The sequence below is a fragment of the Campylobacter sp. BCW_6463 genome (assembly GCF_001762785.1).
Classification (GTDB): Bacteria; Campylobacterota; Campylobacteria; order Campylobacterales; family Campylobacteraceae; genus Campylobacter_D; species Campylobacter_D jejuni.
This window is the reverse complement of sequence record NZ_MJXL01000077.1, coordinates 28,709-50,450: the sequence shown is the minus strand read 5'-3', so window position 1 is coordinate 50,450 and position 21,742 is coordinate 28,709. Positions and strand designations below refer to the sequence as shown.

Sequence of the window (21,742 nt, the reverse complement as noted above, 5' to 3'; positions counted from 1 at the left end):
AAATAAAGCATTTAAAAATTCAAGGAAATTTTATGTTTGAAGTAGTTATAGGTCTTGAAGTTCATACTCAATTAAATACTAAAACAAAAATCTTTTGTTCATGTGCAACTTCTTTTGGAGAAGCTCCAAATACCAATGTTTGTCCCACTTGTTTGGCCTTACCAGGAGCTTTGCCTGTTTTAAATGAAGAGGTTGTAAAAAAAGCTATAGCTTTTGGAAAAGCTGTCAATGCAACAATTAATAAAAAAAGTGTTTTTAATCGTAAGAATTATTTTTATCCAGATTTACCTAAGGCTTATCAAATTTCACAATTTGATATCCCTATAGTAGAAAAGGGTGAGCTTTTTATCAATGTAAAGGGTGAAAATAAACGCATAGGTATTACAAGAGCACACTTAGAAGAAGATGCAGGTAAAAATATCCACGAAAATAATTTTTCTAAAGTGGACTTAAATCGTGCAGGAACTCCTTTGCTTGAGATTGTCAGCGAACCTGAGCTTAGAAGTAGCGATGAGGCAGTAGCTTATCTTAAAAAGCTTCATTCTATCATACGCTTTTTAGACATTTCAGATGCAAATATGCAAGAAGGAAGTTTTAGATGCGATGCAAATGTTAGTATAAGACCTAAGGGTGATACAAAACTTTATACTAGGGTAGAGATTAAAAATCTTAATTCTTTTCGTTTTATCCAAAAAGCTATAGAATATGAGGTGAAAAGACAAAGTGAGGCTTGGGAAGATGGAACTTACGAACAAGAAGTAGTTCAAGAAACCAGACTTTTTGATACAACAAATTTAGTTACAAGAAGTATGCGTGGTAAAGAAGAAGCGGCAGAATATCGCTATTTTCCAGATCCTGATTTATTGCCTGTTTTATTAAAAGATGAGTTTTTGGATATTAAAATCCCTGAACTTCCTGATGAGAAGAAAGCACGCTTTATAGACGAGCTTGGTATAAAAGAAAGTGATGCTGAGGTTTTAATCAGTTCTTTAGAAATGAGTCGTTTTTTTGAAAGTCTTATTTCTCAAAATTTAAATCCTAAGCTTTGTGTAAATTGGTTAAATACTGAACTTATGGGACTTTTAAAAGGAGAATTGACTATAGAAAATTCTCCCGTAGATGCTCAAAAGCTTGGAGTTTTAATTAAACGTATAGAAGATGGCACTATCAGTGCAAAAGCGGCTAAAGATGTCTTAGCTTTTGTGTTTGAAAATACTAGCATGGAAATTGATGAGGCTATAGAAAAGCTAGGACTTAAGCAAGTAAGTGATGATTCAGCTATAGAAGCGGTAATTGAACAAATTTTAAATGCAAATGCTGATAAGGTTGCAGAGTATAAAAGCGGTAAAGACAAGCTTTTTGGATTTTTTGTGGGTCAAACAATGAAAGAGGGTAAGGGAGCTTTTAACCCTGCAAAAGTAAATGAAATTTTAAAAGCAAAGCTTGGTTGATGCGTATAGCGGTTATTGGTGCGGGAAAATGGGGCAGTGCTTTACATCTAGCCTTAAAAGAAAATCACAATTGTTTTATCAGTTCTTTGCATCAGCGTGATTTAGAAGATTTTGTTAGCATAAAAGAAGCTTTAGAATGTGAATACCTTGTTTTTGCTTTAAGTTCTCAAGGGATGCGTGCTTGGCTTAAAGAAAATTTCATCAACAAAGGACAAAAAATTTTAATTGCTTCAAAAGGCATAGAAGATCAAAGTTGTCAATTTTTAGATGAAATTTTTTTAGATTTTGTGCCAAAAGAAAATTTTTGTGTTTTAAGCGGTCCTTCTTTTGCTGCTGAAGTAATGCAAAAACTTCCTACTGCTTTGATGATTAGTGGGATAAATCAAGAGCTTTGTAAAAAATTTGCGAGTTTTTTCCCTGATTTTATTAAAACTTATATTGATAATGATGTGCGTGGTGCTGAAATTTGTGGTGCTTATAAGAATGTTTTAGCGATTGCAAGTGGGATTAGTGATGGGTTAAAACTTGGCAATAATGCAAGAGCAGCATTGATTTCAAGAGGACTTATAGAAATGCACCGTTTTGGTAAATTTTTTGGTGCTAAAGAAGAAACTTTTTTAGGGTTAAGTGGAGCAGGGGATTTGTTTTTAACTGCAACCAGTGTTTTATCAAGAAATTATAGAGTGGGTTTAAAACTGGCGCAAAATCAAAAGTTAGATAGTATTTTAGCCGAGCTTAATGAAGTAGCAGAAGGTGTAAAAACTGCTTATGCTATAGAAAAATTAGCAAAAATGAAAGGAATTTATACACCTATTGTAAATGAAGTAGTGGCAATTTTTAAGGGTAAAAGTGTGCAAGAAGCAACGCAGAATTTATTAAAGCAAAATGATTAAGGAAAAATCATGATAATTAAAAATGCAAAAATTTATGGAGATTCTTTACAAGATATAGAGATTAAAGAAGGAAAAATTACCAATATTGGTTCTAATTTACAAGGTGAAGAAATTTTAGATGCTAAAGGTATGACTTTACTTCCATCTTTTGTGGATTTGTGTGTAAGTTTGAAAAATGATAAATTTTCTTTAGCTAATTTAGAGCTTTTAGAAAATGAGTGTCTAAAAGGAGGAATTTCTAGTATAGTTTTGCGTGATTGCATGGATTTTGATGAAGAAAGTTTTGCTTTATTTTTACAAAATTTAGCTCAAAGAAAGATGCAAATTTTTTCAAGTGTGCGGGTTAAGGATGCAAATGGCAAGCTTAAAAATTTAGCCACTCTTTTAAACAAGGGGGCTTGTGCTTTAGAGCTTGATAGCTCTTTGGATGCAAATACTTTAAAAGTAAGTTCACAATATGCTTTTATGAAAGACTCTCCAATTTTTGTGCGTTGTTATGATAAGGATTTTGATGATAATGGAGTGATGAATGATTGTGAAATGAGTTTTGAGCTAGGGCTTATAGGCATGAGTAAAATTGCTGAAACTAGCCAGATAGCTAAAATGAAAGAATTGGCTAAATTTTATAAAAATAAGGTTATTTTTGATCTTTTAAGTTTGAAAGATTCTTTAGTATTATTAGATGAAAAGGATTTAAAACTTGTAAGCATTCATCATCTTATCAAAGATGATAGTGCTTGTGAAGATTTTAATACGGCTGCGAAACTTATGCCACCTTTAAGAAGCAAAGAAGATGTTTTGGCTTTAAGAGAGGCTTTAAAAGAAGGAAAGATCAGCTTTTTAACTTCCTTGCATAGTGCAAAATCAATTTCTTTAAAAGATTTAGCTTTTGATGAAGCGGCCTTTGGAATCCATAGCGTATGCGAATTTATAAGTCTTTGCTATACTTTTTTAATCAAAGAAGGATTTTTAAATTGGCAAGAGCTTTGTCAATTTACAAGTAAAAACCCTAGTGAATTTTTAGGTTTAAATAGTGGAGTTATAGAAGTTGGCAAAGAAGCTAATCTAGTTCTTTTCGATGAGAATGAAGAAATTTTTGCTCCAAAAAGTTCTCTTTATTCTGAGGATAAACTTTTTGGAAAGATTAAAATGCATATAATTAAAGGAAAAAATATTTTAGAAAAATAAGCTTTACTTAAATTCCTAAAGATAGTTTAAATCCTAAAAATACAAGTGCTGCCATAATACCAGCGGCTGGTAAAGTGATAATCCAAGCCAATCCTATAGGCTTCATCATAATCCAATTTGCGTTTTTATTATACACTCCTATACCCAATATAGCACCTATGAGTATATGGGTGGAGCTAACAGGAATTCCAAATTGTGTAGCTAAGAGTATAACTATACTTGCACCAAGTTCTGCAGAAAATCCAGTAGTAGGGCGTATGGTTGCAAGTTTTGAACCCACTGTAGTAATCACTTCTTTACCTAAAAACCAAAGCCCTACAACTAGAGCAACTCCAAACATAGCTAAAGCAGCAAAAGGTACAGGAGAAGTCGCGTTAATTGTGCCGTTTTTTAAGACATCTAAAATCGCTGCAAAAGGACCTATAGCATTGGCTATATCATTGGCTCCGTGTGAAAATGCAAAACTAGAGGCTGTAAATATTTGAAACCATGAGAAAATTCTATCAGTAGTTTTATTAAGTTCTGTTTTTTTAACGATTTTGACTATAGCAAATGTTACAACATAACTTATAGTTCCTATAATTCCGATAATCCAAAAGTTTTGTAAAATATCTAAAGTGCTAACATTATTTAAACCTTTAAATAAAAACATTGCCGAAATGATAGCAGCAGCAATACAAGCAATGATTGGCATATGAGTTTTTAAAATAGAGTAAATATCTATATCTTTTTCTTGATCCTTAAATTCCTTCATTTTATTTCTATAGAAATTATTTTCTTGTTCTTCCTCATCTAAAGCTATAGCGGAAAGTTCTTTGATTTGTTCTTCTTGGGATTTTGTTTTTAAATTTAAAAAGTATTCTTCTTTGAATTTTTTTCTTTCTTTTTTGATATTTTTCAAATCATCATTTAGTTTTTCTGATGGTTTTAAAATTTTCTTATCAATATATGAATAAATAATATAAGCTACAATACCCCCTAAAAGAGGAGAAGCTACCCAAGAAATAGCTATTCTTAAAATTTCGCTCCATTTAACCATAGAGAGTGTTTGGATCCCATCAAATTTTAAAAGCCCCATCATAATACTAGCACCTACAATCCCACCAACTATACTGTGCGTGGTTGATACAGGTAAGCCTTTCTTGGTTGCAATAAAAATCCAAACCCCAGAGCTTAAAAGTGCAGCAAGCATAATGATAACAAAAAGCATAGGATCTAAAGAATTTGGAAAAATAACAATACCGCTGCGTATGGTCTTAGTAACTTCTGCGCCTGCGAAGATTGCCCCGCTTAGCTCAAAAACAGCTGCTATAATTAAAGCTTGTTTAATGGTTACTGTTTTTGCGCCAACGCTTGTTCCAAAAGAATTGGCTACATCATTTCCACCTATATTAAATGCCATAAAAATACCAAATATAGAAGCAAGAATAAAAAGAATCAGTTGATGTTGCGAAATATAACCAAATCCCCAAATAACAAATGCGATAGTACTGATAATAAAAATAACAAAAGCTATGAGGTTGTCTTTTTGCATTAATAACCCTTTTTTATTTTAATTATACACTTATTTACTTTAAATTTGCTAATTTTATTTTTTAGTCTTTGTGGAATTTTTATTTATATTATTTTTTTATAATAAATACTCAAACAAGAAATAATAAGGAATATAAGAATAATGAGGGGTATTTTTTATATAATAGCATTGTTTTCTTTACTCAATGCCGATGAACTTACAGAGGCTTTAGCAAAAAATAATAATCAAAATTCTTGGGAGCACTTTGATTATAAAAATACCAAAGAAGCTCCAAAAATTCAAGAAGAGAATGTGGATTTTAAAAGCACTTTTGATAGCTTACTTTCAAAAACTTTAGAAAATAATAATGGTATAGATAAAACAGATGGGAATTTAGATTTTCAAAACGAAAACGCGCAGGTTAAAAATTTAAGTTCTCTTTATGAGGGAGAGAATAATTCTTTACTTTTTCAAAAAGAACTTTTTGTGGCTCAAGATAATTATAATTACTCAGGGGGCTTAATCAATCGTTATGAAAAAGATGATTTTTTATTTGGAGTTAATGGTTTTATTGACAAACAAAAGGAACAAAAAGATACTAAAAGCTTTGGTACAGAGTTTGGTTATAGTAAATTTATAAAGGCTTATAGTAATTATTACATACCCAATGAAGCAGAAAAAAATTTACAGCTTGGAATGAGTTTTGTAATTCCAACTTACACCGCTTTTGCTTTTGATATAAGCAAGGATAATGATAAAACTAATTATCAAGTATCTTACTCTCCTTATAGTGTATTTAGTTTAAATTTATTGCGTCGTGATTATAGCGCAAGAGAGACTGTTGATGATACCGTTGTTCAAGTTGGATTTAGTTTTAATTTCAATGAAAGTTTTTTAAAACAATTTAGGAAAAAAGATAATACTTTAGAGGAGGTTAATCGATATGATTTCCTCCAAAGAACCCATTAGTTCATTCCAGCATTATGGAATTTTTCTGGATTATCTATAGCATAGTTGAATTTTTCCCGATCAATTTGTTTATCCCAGATCGCAACGATTAAGGCTGCTACTGAATTTCCACAAAGATTTCCAACAGCCCTCATTTCAGACATAAATTTATCAACACCTAAAAGAACGCCTATAGCAGCTACTGGTAGAACTTGCGCTAAGGTTGCATTTGCTTCTGAAATTTCCATATTTCCTAGAGCTGCAAGCGTACTTCCAAGCACTATAAAACCTGATCCAGTTACACCCACTGCACCTTTTGAAGCTATCATTAATACTATTAAAATACTAATTTCGTGTGTTAAACTTAAATTTACATTAAAAGCTTGTGCTAGAAAGATTAAGCTCATAGCTAGATAAATATTTGTACAATCAAGATTAAAACTATATCCCGTTGGTAAAACAAGTCCGACTGTTGCTTTAGAAAGTCCCGCTTTTTCTAGTTTTCTCATTAAAGGAGCAAGTGCAGACTCGCTTGAACTGGTTGCAAAAACGATCAATACTTCTCTTGAGATAAATCTCATAAATTTGAAGATATTTACTTTTGCAAAATAACAAATCAGACCTAAGATTCCAAATATAAAAACAAGACATGAAATCAGCATTACTAAAAGTAAATATGCTAAGTTGATCAAAGAGCCAATTCCGTATTGAGCTATGAGTACAGCCATTGCTGAAAAGGCGGCAATAGGACTAAAATACATAATGATTTGTAGAATTTTAAAAACAAAATTTTGCACCACTTCAAAAACTCTTTGAATTGCCTGTTTATCTTCTATTCTCATTAAAGAAATAATCAAAGCAGTAATTATAGCAATAACTAAAACTTGTATGGTTTTTCCTTCTGTAAAAGGCGTGATAATATCAGTAGGCATAGCATCTTTTAAAATATGCATAATCTCAGAGCTTGCGCTTACTTCTGTGGTTTGAGAAATGTATTTTTGAACGCTTTTTGTATCAAGTTGACTTGGATCAAGATTCATTCCATGACCTGGTTGCATAACATTTGCCATAAAAATACCTATAGCAAGTGCTAAAGTACTTACAACTTCAAAGTAAATAACCGCTTTAGCACCAATACTACCTACTTTTTTTAAACTTTCAAGACTAATGATACCCAAAACCAAAGTAACAAAAATAATAGGACCTATAAGAACCTTTAAAGCACCTATAAAATAATCAACTCCTGGTTTGCTAGCAATGGCTAATTCTTTATCTGTATAGCCAAGTATAATACCTGTAATAATGCCTGTAATCACCCAAAATCCAAGACTTTTTATAATACGTTTATATAAAGGCGGTTTTCTTTCAGCTAAAGTTTGACTTAAAGTTTCCAAGTTTATTCACTCCTTTTGATCTTTTGTGAAATATAATTTTAACAATGCGTATTGTAAATTTTAACAAAAAAACAACTCTAGAAATACTTTCTTTTATATGATATGACAATTTTTTATATAAATGTTACAAAATTTCTCATTATTTGCATTATAAAATTTAAAATATTTTTTGAAAATTTTATAATTTAGTATACTTTTTATTGTTTATTATTAGTAATAATTCTATTTTTGATTTATTTGTTTTATTGGGATGTTTTAATTATGAAAGAAATAGTTTTGTCTGAAAATGCTTTAATTACTTCTAAAACAGATCTTAAGGGGAATATCATTTATGCCAATAATGACTTTTTACAATACGCAGGTTATAAAGTCGATGAGCTTTTGTATAAATCTCATAGTATAGTAAGACATGAAGATATGCCACGTACTGTATTTAAATGTCTTTGGGATTATATTCAAAAAGGAGAAGAAATTTTTGCATTTGTAAAAAATAAAGCCAAGGATGGTAGTTTTTACTGGGTGTTTGCAAATGTAAGTGCTTCATTTGATACCAATGGAGATATCATCAACTACTATTCTGTTCGTCGTGCACCCAATAGAAAATCTCTTCCTATAATTGAAGAAGTTTATAAAATTTTACTTGAAAAAGAGCAAAAATCAGGCATTAATGCTGGAGTTTCAGCTTTAATGGATATTGTAAGTTCTTATAAAATGACTTATAATGAACTTGTTTTTAACTTACAAGAAGATAACTAAATAAGATATATTTAATCTTTTTTATTGTATAATCTTCGCCTAAAAATTAAAGTAATATATATTATTAAAGTATTACTTTAATTTATGACTTCAAAAATTTTTAATAAAGGGGTAAATTTATGGTGAAAAATGGATTATTATTAACTATTTTTCTAAGTATTATCGGTGTTTTAGGTGCCATTTTTATTCATATTTATGTTGGAGTGATAATTTTTATTTTAATCGCTGTTTTAATGATTTATTTGCTTAGACAACACAAAGATGAGCAAATAATGATAGATAAACTTTTGGTTCTTTGTAGAGAGTTAAAAGAAGGAAATTTTGACAATAGAATGATCTATGTAAAAACAAAAAGCAAAAAATTAGCCGAAATAGCAGATAATCTTAACAATACTATTGATGGACTAGAAGCTTATTTAAGGGAAATTAATACTTCTATTTCTTGTTCCCAAAAAGGCGAATTTTATCGTAAGGCTTTGCCTGAAGGTTTAAAAGGAATTTTTGCTCATAATATCGAATTTATAAATAAAGCTTTAGCAAACATAGAAGTGACAGCAAGATCCACTTTTAAAAATGCTTTATCAAGAACTTTAATGGATTTAAGCCTTGGAAATCAAAATAAAGATATGTCTCAAATTTCTAGCTCATTAAATCAAGATATTAGCATGATGAAAAATGTATATGATACAGTTGATGCCATTACTCATACAGCTACAGAAAATGGCTCAGAGGTGGATTCTTTGCAAAGTGCTATGGGTTCTTTAATGGATGTTGTAAATTCGAGCAAGGAAACAGTGCAAACTTTTGTAGCTAATTCCCAAAATATTACTTCAGTGGTTGAAGTAATACGCGATATAGCTGATCAAACCAATCTTCTAGCTTTAAATGCTGCTATTGAAGCTGCACGTGCAGGAGAACATGGTAGGGGCTTTGCGGTTGTGGCTGATGAAGTTAGAAAGTTAGCAGAAAGAACTCAAAGATCTACAAGCGAAATTTCCATTGCAATTCAGACTATGCAACAGGATTTTGTAAATATCCAAAGTGGCAGCGATCAAGTTTTTAACATTGTTAGTGAATCTGAAGAAAGAATTAATAAATTTTCTCAAGCTTTTAAACGTCTAGAAGAAAATAGTAGTGCTCTTGGTGTTAATTTTGGATCCTTTGCAAAGAGATTGATTTTATCTGTAGTTAAAATCGATCATATTCTTTATAAATCAAATATATATTTAAATTTAAATGGAGCTCAAAATTTCAATCTTGAAAGTGTAGATCCAATTTCTAATCTTTGCCAAGATGAGAGAGCTCAAGGTGTTATTAATGAACTTAGTTCTGAAACTGAGTTAAATTTAGCTAAAGAATTTATAAAAGATAATGCTAAAAAAGCAATAGAAGAATCAAGTCAAGATTATATCGATCAAAAAGCTTATGATGCGATTGTAAATGATATTAAATCACTAGAGCAAAGAAGTGCTGAAATCTTAGCAAAATTAAAAATATAAATTAAGAGGGTGGGAAAATGTCAAGAGAAATTTTTTTACAAGAAGATAGTTTAATTACTTCTAAAACAGATTTAAAAGGTAAAATAGTTTATGCAAATGATGATTTTTTAAAGTATGCAGGTTATACCATGGGTGAAGTTTTAAATAAACCTCATAACATAGTAAGACATGAAGAGATGCCAAAAACTGTTTTTAAATATTTATGGGATTATATGAGAGAGGGTAAGGAAATTTTTGCTTACGTAAAAAACAAAACTAAAGATAACAATTACTACTGGGTTTTTGCAAATGTAACTCCATCAATAGATATTAATAATAATATCATAGGCTATTATTCCGTTCGTCGTATGCCAAATAAAAGCGCTATTTCTACAATAGAAAGCCTTTATAGCGATCTTTTAAGAGTAGAACAGCAACAAGGTTTAAATAAGGGTGTTGAGATGCTTAAAAATTTCTGCAAAGATGCAGATAAAACTTATAATGAGTTAATTTTCTCTCTCCAAGAAGTTAAATAAATTTTTGTTAGGCTTAAAACGAGTTTGTTTTAAGTCTAAATATTATATAATCTTTCTTTTAAAAATTCACATTTTTCAAGGCAAAATATGTTTGATGTCATTGTTATAGGTGGTGGACATGCGGGTGTTGAAGCAAGTGCTGCTGCTGCTAGAATGGGTAAAAAAACCTTACTTTTAACTACATTGATTGAGCAAATAGGAGCAGCAAGTTGTAATCCAGCTATAGGTGGACTTGCAAAAGGGCATTTGGTAAAAGAACTTGATGCCATGGGTGGTCTTATGGGTGAAATCACCGATGAAGCGGGAATACAATTTCGCATTTTAAATGAAAGTAAGGGTGTAGCCGTTCAAGGAAGTAGGGCGCAAATTGATATGGATAAGTACCGTATCATTGCACGTAATAAACTTTTAAAACTTCCAAATTTAGAAATTTCTCAAGAACAAGCGAATGCTTTAATCGTAGAAAATGATGAAGTTAAAGGCGTAAAAACAAATTTAGAAAATACATATTTTGCCAAAAAAGTGATACTTACAACAGGGACTTTTTTAAATGGACTTATTCATATAGGCGAAAATAAACTTCAAGCAGGAAGGGTAGGGGAGCTTGCTTCAGTAAATTTAGGCAATTATCTACAAACTTTGGGTTTAAAAATGGGGCGTTTAAAAACAGGAACTTGCCCAAGAGTAGATGCAAAAAGTATTGATTTTAGCGCACTTGAAATCCAAGATGGCGATGTAAATCCTAAAGCTTTTAGTTTTCGTTCAAGAAATTTTAATCCTACTCAACTTCCTTGTTATATCGCACGCACTAATACAACTACACATGAGATTATTAAGAATAATTTTTATCGTGCCCCACTTTTTACAGGACAGATTGAAGGCGTGGGGCCAAGGTATTGTCCTTCTATAGAAGATAAGATCAATCGTTTTAGCGACAAAGAAAGTCATCATCTTTTTATAGAGCCTCAAACTATCGATGCGACGGAGTATTATATCAATGGTTTTTCTACTTCTTTGCCTTATGAAGTGCAAACTCAAATGTTGCATTCTGTAAAGGGTTTTGAAAATGCTAAAATAACCCGTTTTGGTTATGCTATAGAATATGATTATATAGAGCCAACTGAACTTAAGCATACTTTAGAACTTAAAAAGATTAAAAATCTTTATTGTGCAGGACAGATTAATGGAACTACAGGTTATGAAGAGGCTGCAGCACAAGGCTTTATGGCAGGAATCAATGCAAGTTTAAGCATAGATATGAAAGAGCCTTTGATTTTAAGGCGTGATGAAGCTTATATAGGAGTTTTAATCGATGATTTGGTGATAAAAGGTACAAAAGAACCTTATAGAATGTTTACTTCAAGAGCGGAATTTAGACTGCTTTTAAGGGAAGAAAATGCTATACTTAGACTTGGAAAATATGGCTATGATTTAGGGCTTTTAAGTGAGCAAGATTTTACTTATATACAAAATATTGCAAACAATCTTCAAAAAGGACTTGAATTTTTACTTTCTAAAGAATTTACGCCTAATAACCAGAATAATGCTTTTTTAGAGAGTTTGGGAGAGGATAAAATTTCTTCTATAGTCAATCTTCAAAAAATTGTTGCAAGAGCAAGTTTTGATATAGAAAAATTAAAAAAACTTGACCCTATGTTTGAAACCATGGATCATTACTCCTTAAGAGAAATTTTAAATGAGGCAAAGTATTATCATTACATTAGTATGCAAAAAGTTCAAGTAGAAAAAATGAAAAATCTTAGCGAGCTTAAAATTCCTGAAAATTTTGATTTTAAAAGTGTAAGCGGTTTGAGTAATGAGGTTGTAGAAAAGCTTAATCATCATAAACCTCCAACCATTTTTGCTGCAAGTCAAATCAGTGGAATCACTCCTGCGGCGTTGGATATTTTGCAAATTTATATCAAAATGCAAAAGAAAAAAGCTTAAATGCTTGCTTTTTTTATTTTTTTATCTACTTTAATTTTACTTTTTTGGCGTCCATGGAATTTACCTATTTGGGTATTTTCTAGCTTGGGAGCTTTTTTTGTTTTTATTTTTCAATTGGTAGATTTTAAAGATGCTTATTTTGTTTTTTCTTTAGTTTGGGATAGTTCTTTAACTTTGGTTGGGTTGATTATTCTTTCTTTTAGCTTGGAAGCTTTGGGATTTTTTGATTTTATTGCGAGTAAAATTTTGCATTTTTCTAGAGAGAAAAATCAAGAAAAAATTTATATCAGCACAAAAAAATTGATGTTATTTTTGTTGATTTTTGTCTTTTTTCTTTCTGCATTTTTTGCTAACGATGGAGCGATTTTAATCATTACACCTATTATTATAGCTTTATTTTCAACTCTTAAAAATTGTAAAAATCATGTTTTTATTTTAAGTTCTTTTTTGCTTAGTCTTTCTTTTTTATGTGATGCAAGTTCAAACGCTTTGGTTATTTCAAATTTAACCAATATCATTACAGTAAATTATTTTAAGATAGAATTTTTAGAATTTGCTAAAAATATGTTTTTGCCAAATTTTTTTGTTTTGCTTTTTACTATAGTTATGGTTTTTGTGCTTTATGTGAGAGTTTTACCTAAAAGGCTTGAATTTAAATTAGTCAAAAAAGAGCAAATTTCATTAAAGTTGTTTTTTCTTTGTATGGTATTTTTGCTTCTTTTTGTGATCAGTTTTTTTATAGGTGAAATTTTTGATATTAAAATAAGTTTTTTTGCTTTGCTTTGGGCGGGAATTTTTTGGCTTATTGTTTTAAAAATTCAAGGTAAAAAAAGTGTTAAAATTCTTTTTGAAGCACCTTATGGAGTTTTGCTTTTTAGTTTTGGGCTTTATATGGTGGTTTTTGCTTTACATAAAATAGGCGTGAGTGAAATTTTGGTTAAAAGCTATGCTTTTTTGATGCAAGATAAGAGTGGAATTTTTGGTGTGGCTTTGATTTCAGCTTTTGGATCTTCTGTGTTTAATAATTTGCCTATGGTTTTAATCGGCGATTTGGCATTAAAAGAATATTTTGAGAATTTTTCTTTTGATTCCTTGATGATTTATGCGCATCTTTTGGGGGTAAACATAGGCCCAAAACTTACGCCAATAGGTTCTTTGGCAACTTTGCTTTGGCTTGGAGTTTTGGCTAGAAAAGGCATTAATATTTCTTTTTGGCAATATTCTAAATTTGGCTTTTTGATAACTTTACCTGTGCTTGTTTTTTCTCTTTTTGCTCTTATTGTCTAAATATCAAAATTTGTTAAACAAAGAAAAAATTTATTTTAATTTCGATAAACTTTTAACTTGGTTAAAAAATAAAATCGAAAGGACAAGTTATGGCTACATCTGAGAGTAGACGAAGCTTTATGGGCTTTGCATTTGGAAGCGTAGCTGCTGTAGGCGGTGTTTTCTCGCTTGTTGCGATGAAAAAAACTTGGGATCCACTTCCAAGTGTCAAAGCTGCAGGTTTTACTACAGTAGATTTATCAGGAATGCAAGATGGAGAGCTTAGAACTATAGAATGGCGTAAAAAGCCTATTTTTATATTAAAAAAAGATGCGAGTATGCCAAAAGATGAAAAACGTGATGTTGTGGTAGATAACGCAGCTTATACTGTGGTTATAGGACTTTGTACGCATTTGGGTTGTATACCTGCTTACCAACCAAGCGAGCAATTGTTTAAATGTGCCTGTCATGGTGGAGAATTTGACACAAGTGGAAAAAATGTCTTTGGACCTCCTCCAAAGCCTCTTGAAATTCCTCCTTTTAAGATCGATGGAACCAAACTTGTTTTAGGCGAAGAGGGTCCTGAATATAAAAAAATGATAGCGGAGGCTTAAGATGGCACAAATTAGAAAAGCTAATGGTCTTGTAGATTGGCTTGATCAAAGACTTGCAGTACATAAACTACTTGATGTTTTAATGGTAAAGTATTGGATACCAAAACAAATTAACTTTCTTTGGGCAATGGGGGTTATTTTAACCACTCTTTTTGCAGTGCTTTTTGTTACAGGACTTTTACTTGTAATGTATTATAAACCAGATACTGCACTTGCTTTTGATAGTGTGAATAAGACTATTATGCAAGAGGTGGATTATGGATGGCTTTGGCGTCACATGCATGGTGTTGCCGCTTCTGTTGTATTTTTGATTATATACATACATATGCTAACAGGAATTTATTACGGTTCTTATAAGAAAGGTCGTGAGATGATTTGGGTTAGCGGTATGCTTTTGTTTGTTGTATTTTCTGCTGAAGCTTTTAGTGGGTATATGCTTCCTTGGGGACAAATGAGTTATTGGGCAGCTCAAGTAATCACTAATCTTTTTGGAGGGATACCATTTATTGGCCCTGAGCTTGTGATTTGGATTCGTGGAGATTATGCGGTTTCTGATCCAACTTTAACAAGATTTTTTATGCTTCATGTGTGCTTGCTTCCTATAGTTATCATTGCTATTATAGCATTTCACTTCTATTCTTTAAGAATTCCTCATGTTAATAATGAAATTTCTGAAGAACTTGACTTTGACTTAGAGGCTGAAAAGTACATGGCAGGTGACACAAAGGGTTCTAAAGTGATTCCTTTTTGGCCAGGATTTTTATCAAAAGATTTTATGTATATAAGCTTTTTTATGATTTTCTTCTTTTATTTGGTCTGTTTTAAATTTGAATTTGCAATGGATCCAATTAATTTTGATCCGGCTAATGCGCTTAAAACACCAGCTCATATTTATCCTGAGTGGTATTTCTTATGGAGTTATGAAGTTTTAAGAGGATTTTTCTTTGATATTGCAGGTATTAAAGCTTTTGATATAGGTTTGGCTGCATTTGGTATTGCTCAAGTGATTTTCTTCTTGCTTCCTTGGCTTGATAGAAGTGATGTTGTAAAACCGGCTCATGAAAGACCTTTATTTTTCATTTGGTTTTGGATATTGCTTATCGATTTAATTGTTTTAACAGTTTATGGAAAATTACCTCCAACAGGTGTAAATGCTTGGGTAGGATTTTATGCTTCTATAGTATTTTTACTTTTACTTATTGTAGTTTTACCGGTTATTACTATTATGGAGAGAAAAGGAGCTAAACAATGAGAGAAATAAAAATATTTTTAGTTGTGGTAGTTTTTACTGCGCTTGTATATTGGGGGGTAGAGCCTTATGCTCATTCAGTGATGAAACCTCATGTTGCTCCTGCAAATTTTGATTTTGCTGTTGAAGATACTACTTTTGCAAAAGGTATAGTTGAAGCTAAAGAATTAGCTCTAAAAGATGCACAAGCTTCAGGAGATGCTAAAAGAATAGAGAGTGCAAACAAAGAACTTGAAAAAGCAAAAGAAGAATTAAGCAAAGTTGAAACACTTTGGGCAGATGTTGCAAAGATCGATTTTGCTAAGGGTGATGCAAAAAAAGGTAAAGAATTTTTTGAAAATAACTGTTTTGCATGTCATGGTGTAAAAGAAGATGGAATAACAGCTAATATTACTGATTCTTCTATGGGAGTAATACCACCTGATCTTAGTGCAGCTGGTGCTATTTTTGATGAAAAATTTTTAGCTGCTTTGATTATGCATCCTGCGCTTGCTTTAAAAGTAGATCATAAATTTGGTGATGCTTTTATTATGACAGCTTACAATAAAGATACTTCAGGAGAAAGTGAAGAAGCTACAAATGCAAATATAGCCAATGTAATTGCTTATCTTAAAGATGTGAGTGTTAAATTTGAAGCCAATGAAGATGCTACTATTAAGAAAGATGTTGAGGCAAAATATGCTAAAATGGAAAATAGTGCTCAAAAAGTGGCTTTAATGGAAAAAGATATAAAATTTGCTAAAGATAAAGCAACTTTTATTGAGGCTTGCGGACGTTGTCATGATATGAAATACGATAGCTTTTTTACTCCATCAAATCAAAATGATTTAAAAACTTATTTAGGTTCTGTTCCGCCTGATCTTTCTATGATGATAAGATCTCGTGGTGAGCAATATTTACATGATTTTATTAATAATACTCAAAAACTTCTTCCAGGAACCGCTATGCCAAGAGTAGGCTTAACAGAAGCTGCACAGGCTAAGGTTGTATCTTATATTGATCAAGTGGGTGATAGCAAGAAAGAAGAAAGAAAAACTACAGGAATTTATGTAATGATATTCTTTGTAATTTTAAGTATTTTTGCTATAGGTTGGAAGCGCTCTGTTTGGTCTAAATTACATTAATATTACATTTTTTGCCATTATTTAATGATAATGGCAAAAATCTTATTTTTTCTTCATTTTTATTAATTTTTAAACCTAATTAAGAGATACTATCTAATAATAATTATTATTAATTGGAGTATGTCATGCTTGAAAAACAAATGATTAAATTTATTCTTTCAAAATGGAATTATGGAAATTTTAGAATTGTATTTTGGGATCAAGAAGAATTTCATGTGGGTAATCAGTCTGCTAAATTTTCTTTAATTTTTAAAGAAAAAATACCTTTTTTAAAATTATTTAGTGATACGAGTTTAGTTTTTGCAAAACATTATATGGAGTCTAAACTAGAAATAGAAGGTGATTATGATGAAATAGCTAAAGTTTTGTATTATTTTTCAAATAAGCGTTTTTTAAAAAATACAGAGGATATCTTGAGTAAAATAGCCCAAAAACAGGAAAGTAAAAATATTAAAAGTCATTATGATATAGGTAATGATTTTTATAAGCTTTGGCTTGATGATACTATGAGCTATTCTTGCGCTTATTTTAAAGAGCCTAATAATACTCTTTATGAAGCTCAAATTAACAAAATAGAACATACTCTTAAAAAACTTGATTTAAAAGAAGGAGAAAAGCTTTTAGATATAGGTTGTGGCTGGGGTTGGCTTTCTATTATGGCAGCTCAAAAGTATGGAGTTAAGGTTGTTGGAATTACTATTTCAGAGGAGCAGTGTAAAAAAGCCAAGGAAAGAGTAAAAGAACTTGATCTTGAAGATAAAATAGAAATAAGACTTCAAAATTATCAAGATTTAGAATTTGAAAATTATTTTGATAAAGTTGTTTCTGTGGGTATGTTTGAACATGTAGGCAAAGAGAATTTAGGACTTTATTTTATGAAAGTAAAACAAGTTTTAAAACCTGGAGGTTCTATGCTTTTACATTCTATTTTAGCCATGTTTGAAGGAAAAACAAATGCTTGGATAGATAAATATATTTTTCCAGGAGGATATTTACCTTCTTTAAGAGAGGTTGTAAGTGCTATGAGTGAGTGGGATTTTCATCTTCTTTTAGCAGAAAGTTTAAGAATGCACTATGCAAAAACTTTAGATTTATGGGATGAAAATTTTAACAAAGCATTGGACAAGGTAAGGGAAAAATATGATGAAGAATTTATAAGAATGTGGGATTTATACCTTCGTTCTTGTGCCTCTGCTTTTCGTGTTGGAAGCGTGGATTTGTTCCAATTTTTAATCACAAAAGAAATCAATAATAATCTAAGCCTTACCAAGGACTACATATATAAGTAAAAACTAAACTTAAATTTGATAGAATCTTAGCTTCATTTCACACACATCAATCCTTTTTAGCTTGTGTAAATTAAGGGATGTGGAGGAATAAAGCTAAATTTGTAAGGAGAAACTCATGGTTAGTATGAGAGATTTATTAGAATGCGGTGTGCATTTTGGACACCAAACAAGACGCTGGAATCCAAAGATGAAAAAATTCATTTTTGGCGAGAGAAAAGGTATTTATGTAATTGATTTACAAAAAACTTTAAGATATTTTAGATATACCTATAATATCGTTCGTGACACTGCTGCCGAAGGAAAAACTATACTTTTTGTTGGAACAAAAAAACAAGCAGGTGGAGCGATTAAAGAATACGCTGAAAAATGCGGTATGCCTTATGTAAATCATAGATGGCTTGGCGGTATGATGACAAATTTTGGTACTATTCGCCAATCAATTAGAAAATTAGAAGTAATTGAAAAAATGGAAGAAGATGGAAGTATTAAGCTTTTAACTAAAAAAGAAGCTTTAATGCTTACAAGAAAAAAAGAAAAATTATTAGCTTATTTAGGTGGAATTCGTTATATGAAAACTCAACCTGATATGATTTTTGTTGTTGACACAGTAAAGGAAAAAATTGCTGTTCAAGAAGCAAATAGATTAAGAATTCCTGTTGTAGCTCCACTAGATACAAACTGCGATCCTGATTTGGTAGCTTATCCTATTCCAGGAAATGATGATGCAATTCGTTCAGTGCAACTTTTCTGTCAAGAAATGGCTGAAGCGATTAATGAAGGAAAAGCTTTAAGAGAACAAGATGGTGAAGCTTTAGCAAATGAAGAAAAAGAAATCACCGATGAAGAGAAAAAAGAAGTTTTAGATGAAGCGATGAGCGAAGAAGATTTCGGTGAGGAGCAAGAATAATGGCTGAAATCACTGCTGCAATGGTAAAAGAACTCCGCGAAAGTACAGGTGCGGGGATGATGGATTGTAAAAATGCTTTGAGTGAAACTAATGGAGATTTTGATAAAGCGGTACAACTTTTAAGAGAAAAAGGTTTAGGTAAGGCTGCTAAAAAAGCAGATAGACTTGCTGCAGAAGGTTTAGTAAGTGTAAAAGTAAGCGATGATTTTACAAGCGCAACTGTAAGCGAGATTAATTCCGAAACAGATTTTGTGGCAAAAAATGATCAGTTTATAGCTTTAACAAAAGATACTACAGCTCATATTCAAAGTAATAGCTTACAAAGTGTGGAAGAACTTCATTCAAGCATAATCAATGGCGTAAAATTTGAAGAATATTTAAAAAGTCAAATTGCAACTATAGGAGAAAACTTAGTTGTAAGAAGATTTGCAACTTTAAAAGCAGGTGCTAACGGCGTTGTAAATGGTTATATCCATACAAATGGCCGTGTTGGTGTTGTGATCGCTGCAGCTTGTGATAGTGCTGAAGTGGCTTCAAAATCAAGAGATTTGTTAAGACAAATTTGTATGCATATTGCAGCAATGAGACCAAGTTATTTAAGTTATGAAGATTTGGATATGACTTTTGTTGAAAATGAATACAAAGCTTTGGTTGCTGAACTTGAAAAAGAAAATGAAGAAAGACGCAGACTTAAAGATCCAAATAAACCTGAACATAAAATTCCTCAATTTGCAAGTCGCAAACAATTAAGCGATGCAATTTTAAAAGAAGCTGAAGAAAAAATCAAAGAAGAGCTTAAAGCTCAAGGTAAACCTGAAAAAATTTGGGACAATATTATCCCAGGTAAAATGAATAGCTTTATAGCAGATAATTCTCAACTTGATAGCAAACTTACTTTAATGGGTCAGTTTTATGTAATGGATGATAAAAAAACCGTAGAACAAGTAATTGCCGAAAAAGAAAAAGAATTTGGCGGAAAAATTAAAATTGTCGAATTTATTTGCTTTGAAGTTGGCGAAGGTTTAGAAAAGAAAACTGAAGATTTTGCGGCTGAAGTTGCTGCACAACTTTAAAAACGGTTAATAATGGAACTCTTAAGAGCGGAAAATTTAAGCCATAGTTTTGATTATCCGCTTTTTGAGGGTTTAAATCTTGCTTTAAATACTAAAGATTGCATTGCTATTCAAGGGAGTAGCGGTTGTGGTAAATCTACTCTTTTGCATATACTTTCTTCCTTATTAATTCCAAAAAAAGGTGAAGTTTTTTTTAAAGGTTCTAGTCTTTATCAGATAGATGAAAACGAAAGATTAAAAATTCGCCGTTATGATTTTGGTATTATTTTTCAGACACATTATCTTTTTAAAGGTTTTTCAGCTTTAGAAAATATCGAACTTGCTAGTGTTTTATCGGGTCAAAATTTAGATGAGAAAATTTTAAAAAGATTAGGTATTGATACGCTTTTACATCAAAAAATAGGAAAGCTTAGCGGCGGACAACAACAGCGTGTGAGTATCGCGCGCGTGCTTTGTAAAAAACCAAAGATTATTTTTGCTGATGAAGCAACTGGAAATTTGGATTTTGATAATGCTAAAAATGTTATCGAACTTTTAATTTCCTATGTTAAAGAAAATGATGCAGCTTTATTTTTTGTAACTCACGATAGCAAACTTGCAAGTTTTTGTGATAAAACTTATACTATAAACGCCAATGGAATTTGTTAATTATTTAGGTGATAAAAATGTTGTAACTTTTATGTTGCTTCTTGCTAGAATGAGTGGTCTTATAGTTTTTTTTCCTTTTTTTTCACATAATTCTATTCCTATGGTGATAAAAAGTACTATAGTTTTATTTTTGACTATGTATTTATATCCTTTGGCTAGATTAGAATCTTTGCATTTAGATAGTTTTTTTGTTTTACAGCTTATTAGTGAAGTGATTTTTGGAATGATAGCAGGATTAATGCTTCAAATTATTTTTGCTATTATTATGATGGCAGGTGAGCAGATTGCTTTTACTATGGGATTTACTATGGCAAGTATATTAGATCCAAGTTCTGGAACGAGTATGCCTATTACGGCACAAATTTTAAATTTGCTTGCTTTGATGTTTTTTCTTGCTTTTGATGGTCATCATTTAATGCTTTTGTTTTTAAGTCATTCTTTAGGTTATATTAGTTTAGGTGGATTTTATCCGCATGAGAATTTAATGCATTATTTAAATATGGGTATGTTTAATATTTTCATCATAGGTTTTACTATGAGCTTTCCCATACTTGGAATTTCACTTTTAGCCGATGTTATTTTTGGACTTTTGATGAAAACAATGCCACAATTTAATCTTTTAGTTATTGGATATCCTATAAAGATAGCTTTAGGCTTTGTAGTTTTGATTGCTATTTTACTAGTTATGATGCAATATTTTAAAAATTTAATTTTAGAACTTTTTACTCATATGCAAACTCTTTTTTTCTCCTAAGGAAAGGATAAATGAAATTATCGTAAAATAGTGATTATTTTTCAAGGATTAAAGTGATGAAAATTTTACTTTTAAATGAAAACCCTGTAGTTTCAAGACTTGTAAGCCTTAGTGCTAAAAAAATGTCTTATGATTTTGAAGAACTTAATGCTTATAGTGAAAATTTGGGTAATTATGATGTGATTGTTGTAGATAGTGATACTCCAGCACCTTTAAAAATTCTTAAAGAAAAATGCGATAGATTGATTTTTTTAGCCCCGCGAAATCAAAATGTAGATATAGATGCACAAATTTTACAAAAACCTTTTTTACCTACAGATTTTTTAAATTTACTTAATAATAAAGATACAAACAAACATACATCTATTGATTTGCCAATATTAAGTAATGATGAAAATCCTTATGCCGATATAAGCTTGGATTTAGATAATTTAAATTTAGATGATTTGCCTGATGAAAATTCTTTAGATATAAATTCAGATGGAATGGAAGATTTGAGTTTTGATGATGATGCGCAAGATGATAATGCAAACGAAACTTTAGAAACTCAAAATTTAGAAGATGAAAATTTAGAACAAGAAGCAACTAAAGAACAGACTCAAGAAGACATTCAAACTGATTTAGATTTAACTTTGGAAGATGGCGGAAGCGAAAAAGAAGACTTAAGCCAAGAACATACAGCTTTGGATACTGAGCCTAGTTTAGATGAACTAG

The 21,742-nt window shown here is 31.0% G+C and carries 19 protein-coding genes and 1 pseudogene; 18 read left to right on the top strand and 2 right to left on the bottom strand.

Annotated elements, in window-relative coordinates:
* Nucleotides 1-32: 32 nt before the first annotated feature.
* The 3 genes from gatB to AJ884_RS08515 are packed head-to-tail and all read left to right on the top strand — an operon-like array spanning nucleotide 33 to nucleotide 3,532.
* Nucleotides 33-1,451 (top strand): Asp-tRNA(Asn)/Glu-tRNA(Gln) amidotransferase subunit GatB, encoded by a 1,419-nt coding sequence (gene gatB / locus AJ884_RS08525; protein ID WP_002861904.1) that lies wholly within the window; start codon nucleotides 33-35, stop codon nucleotides 1,449-1,451.
* Nucleotides 1,448-2,344, top strand: coding sequence for an NAD(P)H-dependent glycerol-3-phosphate dehydrogenase (locus AJ884_RS08520; protein WP_074468983.1), 897 nt, complete (start codon nucleotides 1,448-1,450; stop codon nucleotides 2,342-2,344). The genes gatB and AJ884_RS08520 overlap by 4 nt, the downstream gene beginning before the upstream one ends.
* Before the next feature lie 9 nt (nucleotides 2,345-2,353).
* Complete coding sequence (locus AJ884_RS08515; RefSeq protein WP_002905840.1) at nucleotides 2,354-3,532, top strand: metal-dependent hydrolase; 1,179 nt, start codon at nucleotides 2,354-2,356, stop codon at nucleotides 3,530-3,532.
* A gap of 7 nt (nucleotides 3,533-3,539) precedes the next feature.
* Here the strand turns inward: AJ884_RS08515 and AJ884_RS08510 are convergent, their stop codons facing one another.
* A complete protein-coding gene (locus AJ884_RS08510; RefSeq protein ID WP_002852729.1) occupies nucleotides 3,540-5,066 on the bottom strand; it encodes an inorganic phosphate transporter in 1,527 nt (508 codons plus the stop codon).
* A 141-nt stretch (nucleotides 5,067-5,207) separates the two neighbouring features.
* Here AJ884_RS08510 and AJ884_RS08505 point away from each other — a divergent pair, with 141 nt between their 5' ends.
* On the top strand, nucleotides 5,208-6,014 hold the full coding sequence (locus AJ884_RS08505; protein ID WP_002887816.1) for an inverse autotransporter beta domain-containing protein: 807 nt from the start codon (nucleotides 5,208-5,210) through the stop codon (nucleotides 6,012-6,014).
* Here AJ884_RS08505 and AJ884_RS08500 read toward each other — a convergent pair.
* Entirely contained in the window at nucleotides 6,011-7,387 is a 1,377-nt protein-coding gene (locus tag AJ884_RS08500) for a cation:dicarboxylate symporter family transporter (RefSeq protein ID WP_070286627.1), read from the bottom strand. The two genes, AJ884_RS08505 and AJ884_RS08500, sit on opposite strands and share 4 nt — an antisense overlap.
* A 261-nt stretch (nucleotides 7,388-7,648) precedes the next feature.
* Here AJ884_RS08500 and cetC point away from each other — a divergent pair, with 261 nt between their 5' ends.
* From cetC to AJ884_RS10200, 14 genes and pseudogenes are all read left to right on the top strand, one after another.
* Nucleotides 7,649-8,143, top strand: a complete 495-nt coding sequence (gene cetC / locus AJ884_RS08495) for an energy taxis response protein CetC (protein ID WP_044779084.1) — start codon at nucleotides 7,649-7,651, stop codon at nucleotides 8,141-8,143.
* A gap of 119 nt (nucleotides 8,144-8,262) precedes the next feature.
* Nucleotides 8,263-9,642, top strand: a complete 1,380-nt coding sequence (gene cetA / locus AJ884_RS08490; RefSeq protein ID WP_002861898.1) for a bipartate energy taxis response protein CetA — start codon at nucleotides 8,263-8,265, stop codon at nucleotides 9,640-9,642.
* A gap of 17 nt (nucleotides 9,643-9,659) precedes the next feature.
* Complete coding sequence (cetB, locus tag AJ884_RS08485; RefSeq protein WP_070286626.1) at nucleotides 9,660-10,157, top strand: bipartate energy taxis response protein CetB; 498 nt, start codon at nucleotides 9,660-9,662, stop codon at nucleotides 10,155-10,157.
* 87 nt (nucleotides 10,158-10,244) lie between these two features.
* On the top strand, nucleotides 10,245-12,104 hold the full coding sequence (gene mnmG / locus AJ884_RS08480; protein ID WP_070286625.1) for a tRNA uridine-5-carboxymethylaminomethyl(34) synthesis enzyme MnmG: 1,860 nt from the start codon (nucleotides 10,245-10,247) through the stop codon (nucleotides 12,102-12,104).
* Nucleotides 12,105-13,391: an arsenic transporter gene (locus AJ884_RS08475; RefSeq protein WP_002881733.1), complete on the top strand. Its 1,287-nt coding sequence runs from the start codon at nucleotides 12,105-12,107 to the stop codon at nucleotides 13,389-13,391.
* Between the two features lie 89 nt (nucleotides 13,392-13,480).
* Entirely contained in the window at nucleotides 13,481-13,984 is a 504-nt protein-coding gene (petA, locus tag AJ884_RS08470; protein ID WP_002852880.1) for a ubiquinol-cytochrome c reductase iron-sulfur subunit, read from the top strand.
* A 1-nt stretch (nucleotide 13,985) separates the two neighbouring features.
* Nucleotides 13,986-15,236, top strand: a complete 1,251-nt coding sequence (locus AJ884_RS08465) for a cytochrome b (protein WP_002852758.1) — start codon at nucleotides 13,986-13,988, stop codon at nucleotides 15,234-15,236.
* Entirely contained in the window at nucleotides 15,233-16,357 is a 1,125-nt protein-coding gene (locus AJ884_RS08460) for a cytochrome c1 (protein WP_002866195.1), read from the top strand. Before AJ884_RS08465 ends, AJ884_RS08460 begins: the two co-directional genes overlap by 4 nt.
* Before the next feature lie 125 nt (nucleotides 16,358-16,482).
* Nucleotides 16,483-17,646: an SAM-dependent methyltransferase gene (locus tag AJ884_RS08455; protein ID WP_070286624.1), complete on the top strand. Its 1,164-nt coding sequence runs from the start codon at nucleotides 16,483-16,485 to the stop codon at nucleotides 17,644-17,646.
* Nucleotides 17,647-17,761: 115 nt separating this feature from the next.
* The gene (gene rpsB, locus AJ884_RS08450) at nucleotides 17,762-18,553 is read left to right on the top strand and encodes a 30S ribosomal protein S2 (RefSeq protein WP_070286623.1); all 792 of its coding nucleotides are present in this window, start codon (nucleotides 17,762-17,764) and stop codon (nucleotides 18,551-18,553) included.
* The gene (gene tsf / locus AJ884_RS08445; RefSeq protein ID WP_002866193.1) at nucleotides 18,553-19,626 is read left to right on the top strand and encodes a translation elongation factor Ts; all 1,074 of its coding nucleotides are present in this window, start codon (nucleotides 18,553-18,555) and stop codon (nucleotides 19,624-19,626) included. Before rpsB ends, tsf begins: the two co-directional genes overlap by 1 nt.
* A 12-nt stretch (nucleotides 19,627-19,638) precedes the next feature.
* Nucleotides 19,639-20,274 (top strand): ABC transporter ATP-binding protein, encoded by a 636-nt coding sequence (locus AJ884_RS08440; protein WP_002870701.1) that lies wholly within the window; start codon nucleotides 19,639-19,641, stop codon nucleotides 20,272-20,274.
* Entirely contained in the window at nucleotides 20,261-21,028 is a 768-nt protein-coding gene (gene fliR, locus AJ884_RS08435; RefSeq protein ID WP_002859266.1) for a flagellar biosynthetic protein FliR, read from the top strand. The genes AJ884_RS08440 and fliR overlap by 14 nt, the downstream gene beginning before the upstream one ends.
* A 56-nt stretch (nucleotides 21,029-21,084) precedes the next feature.
* Nucleotides 21,085-21,742, top strand: a pseudogene (locus AJ884_RS10200) (highly acidic protein); the annotation flags it as partial.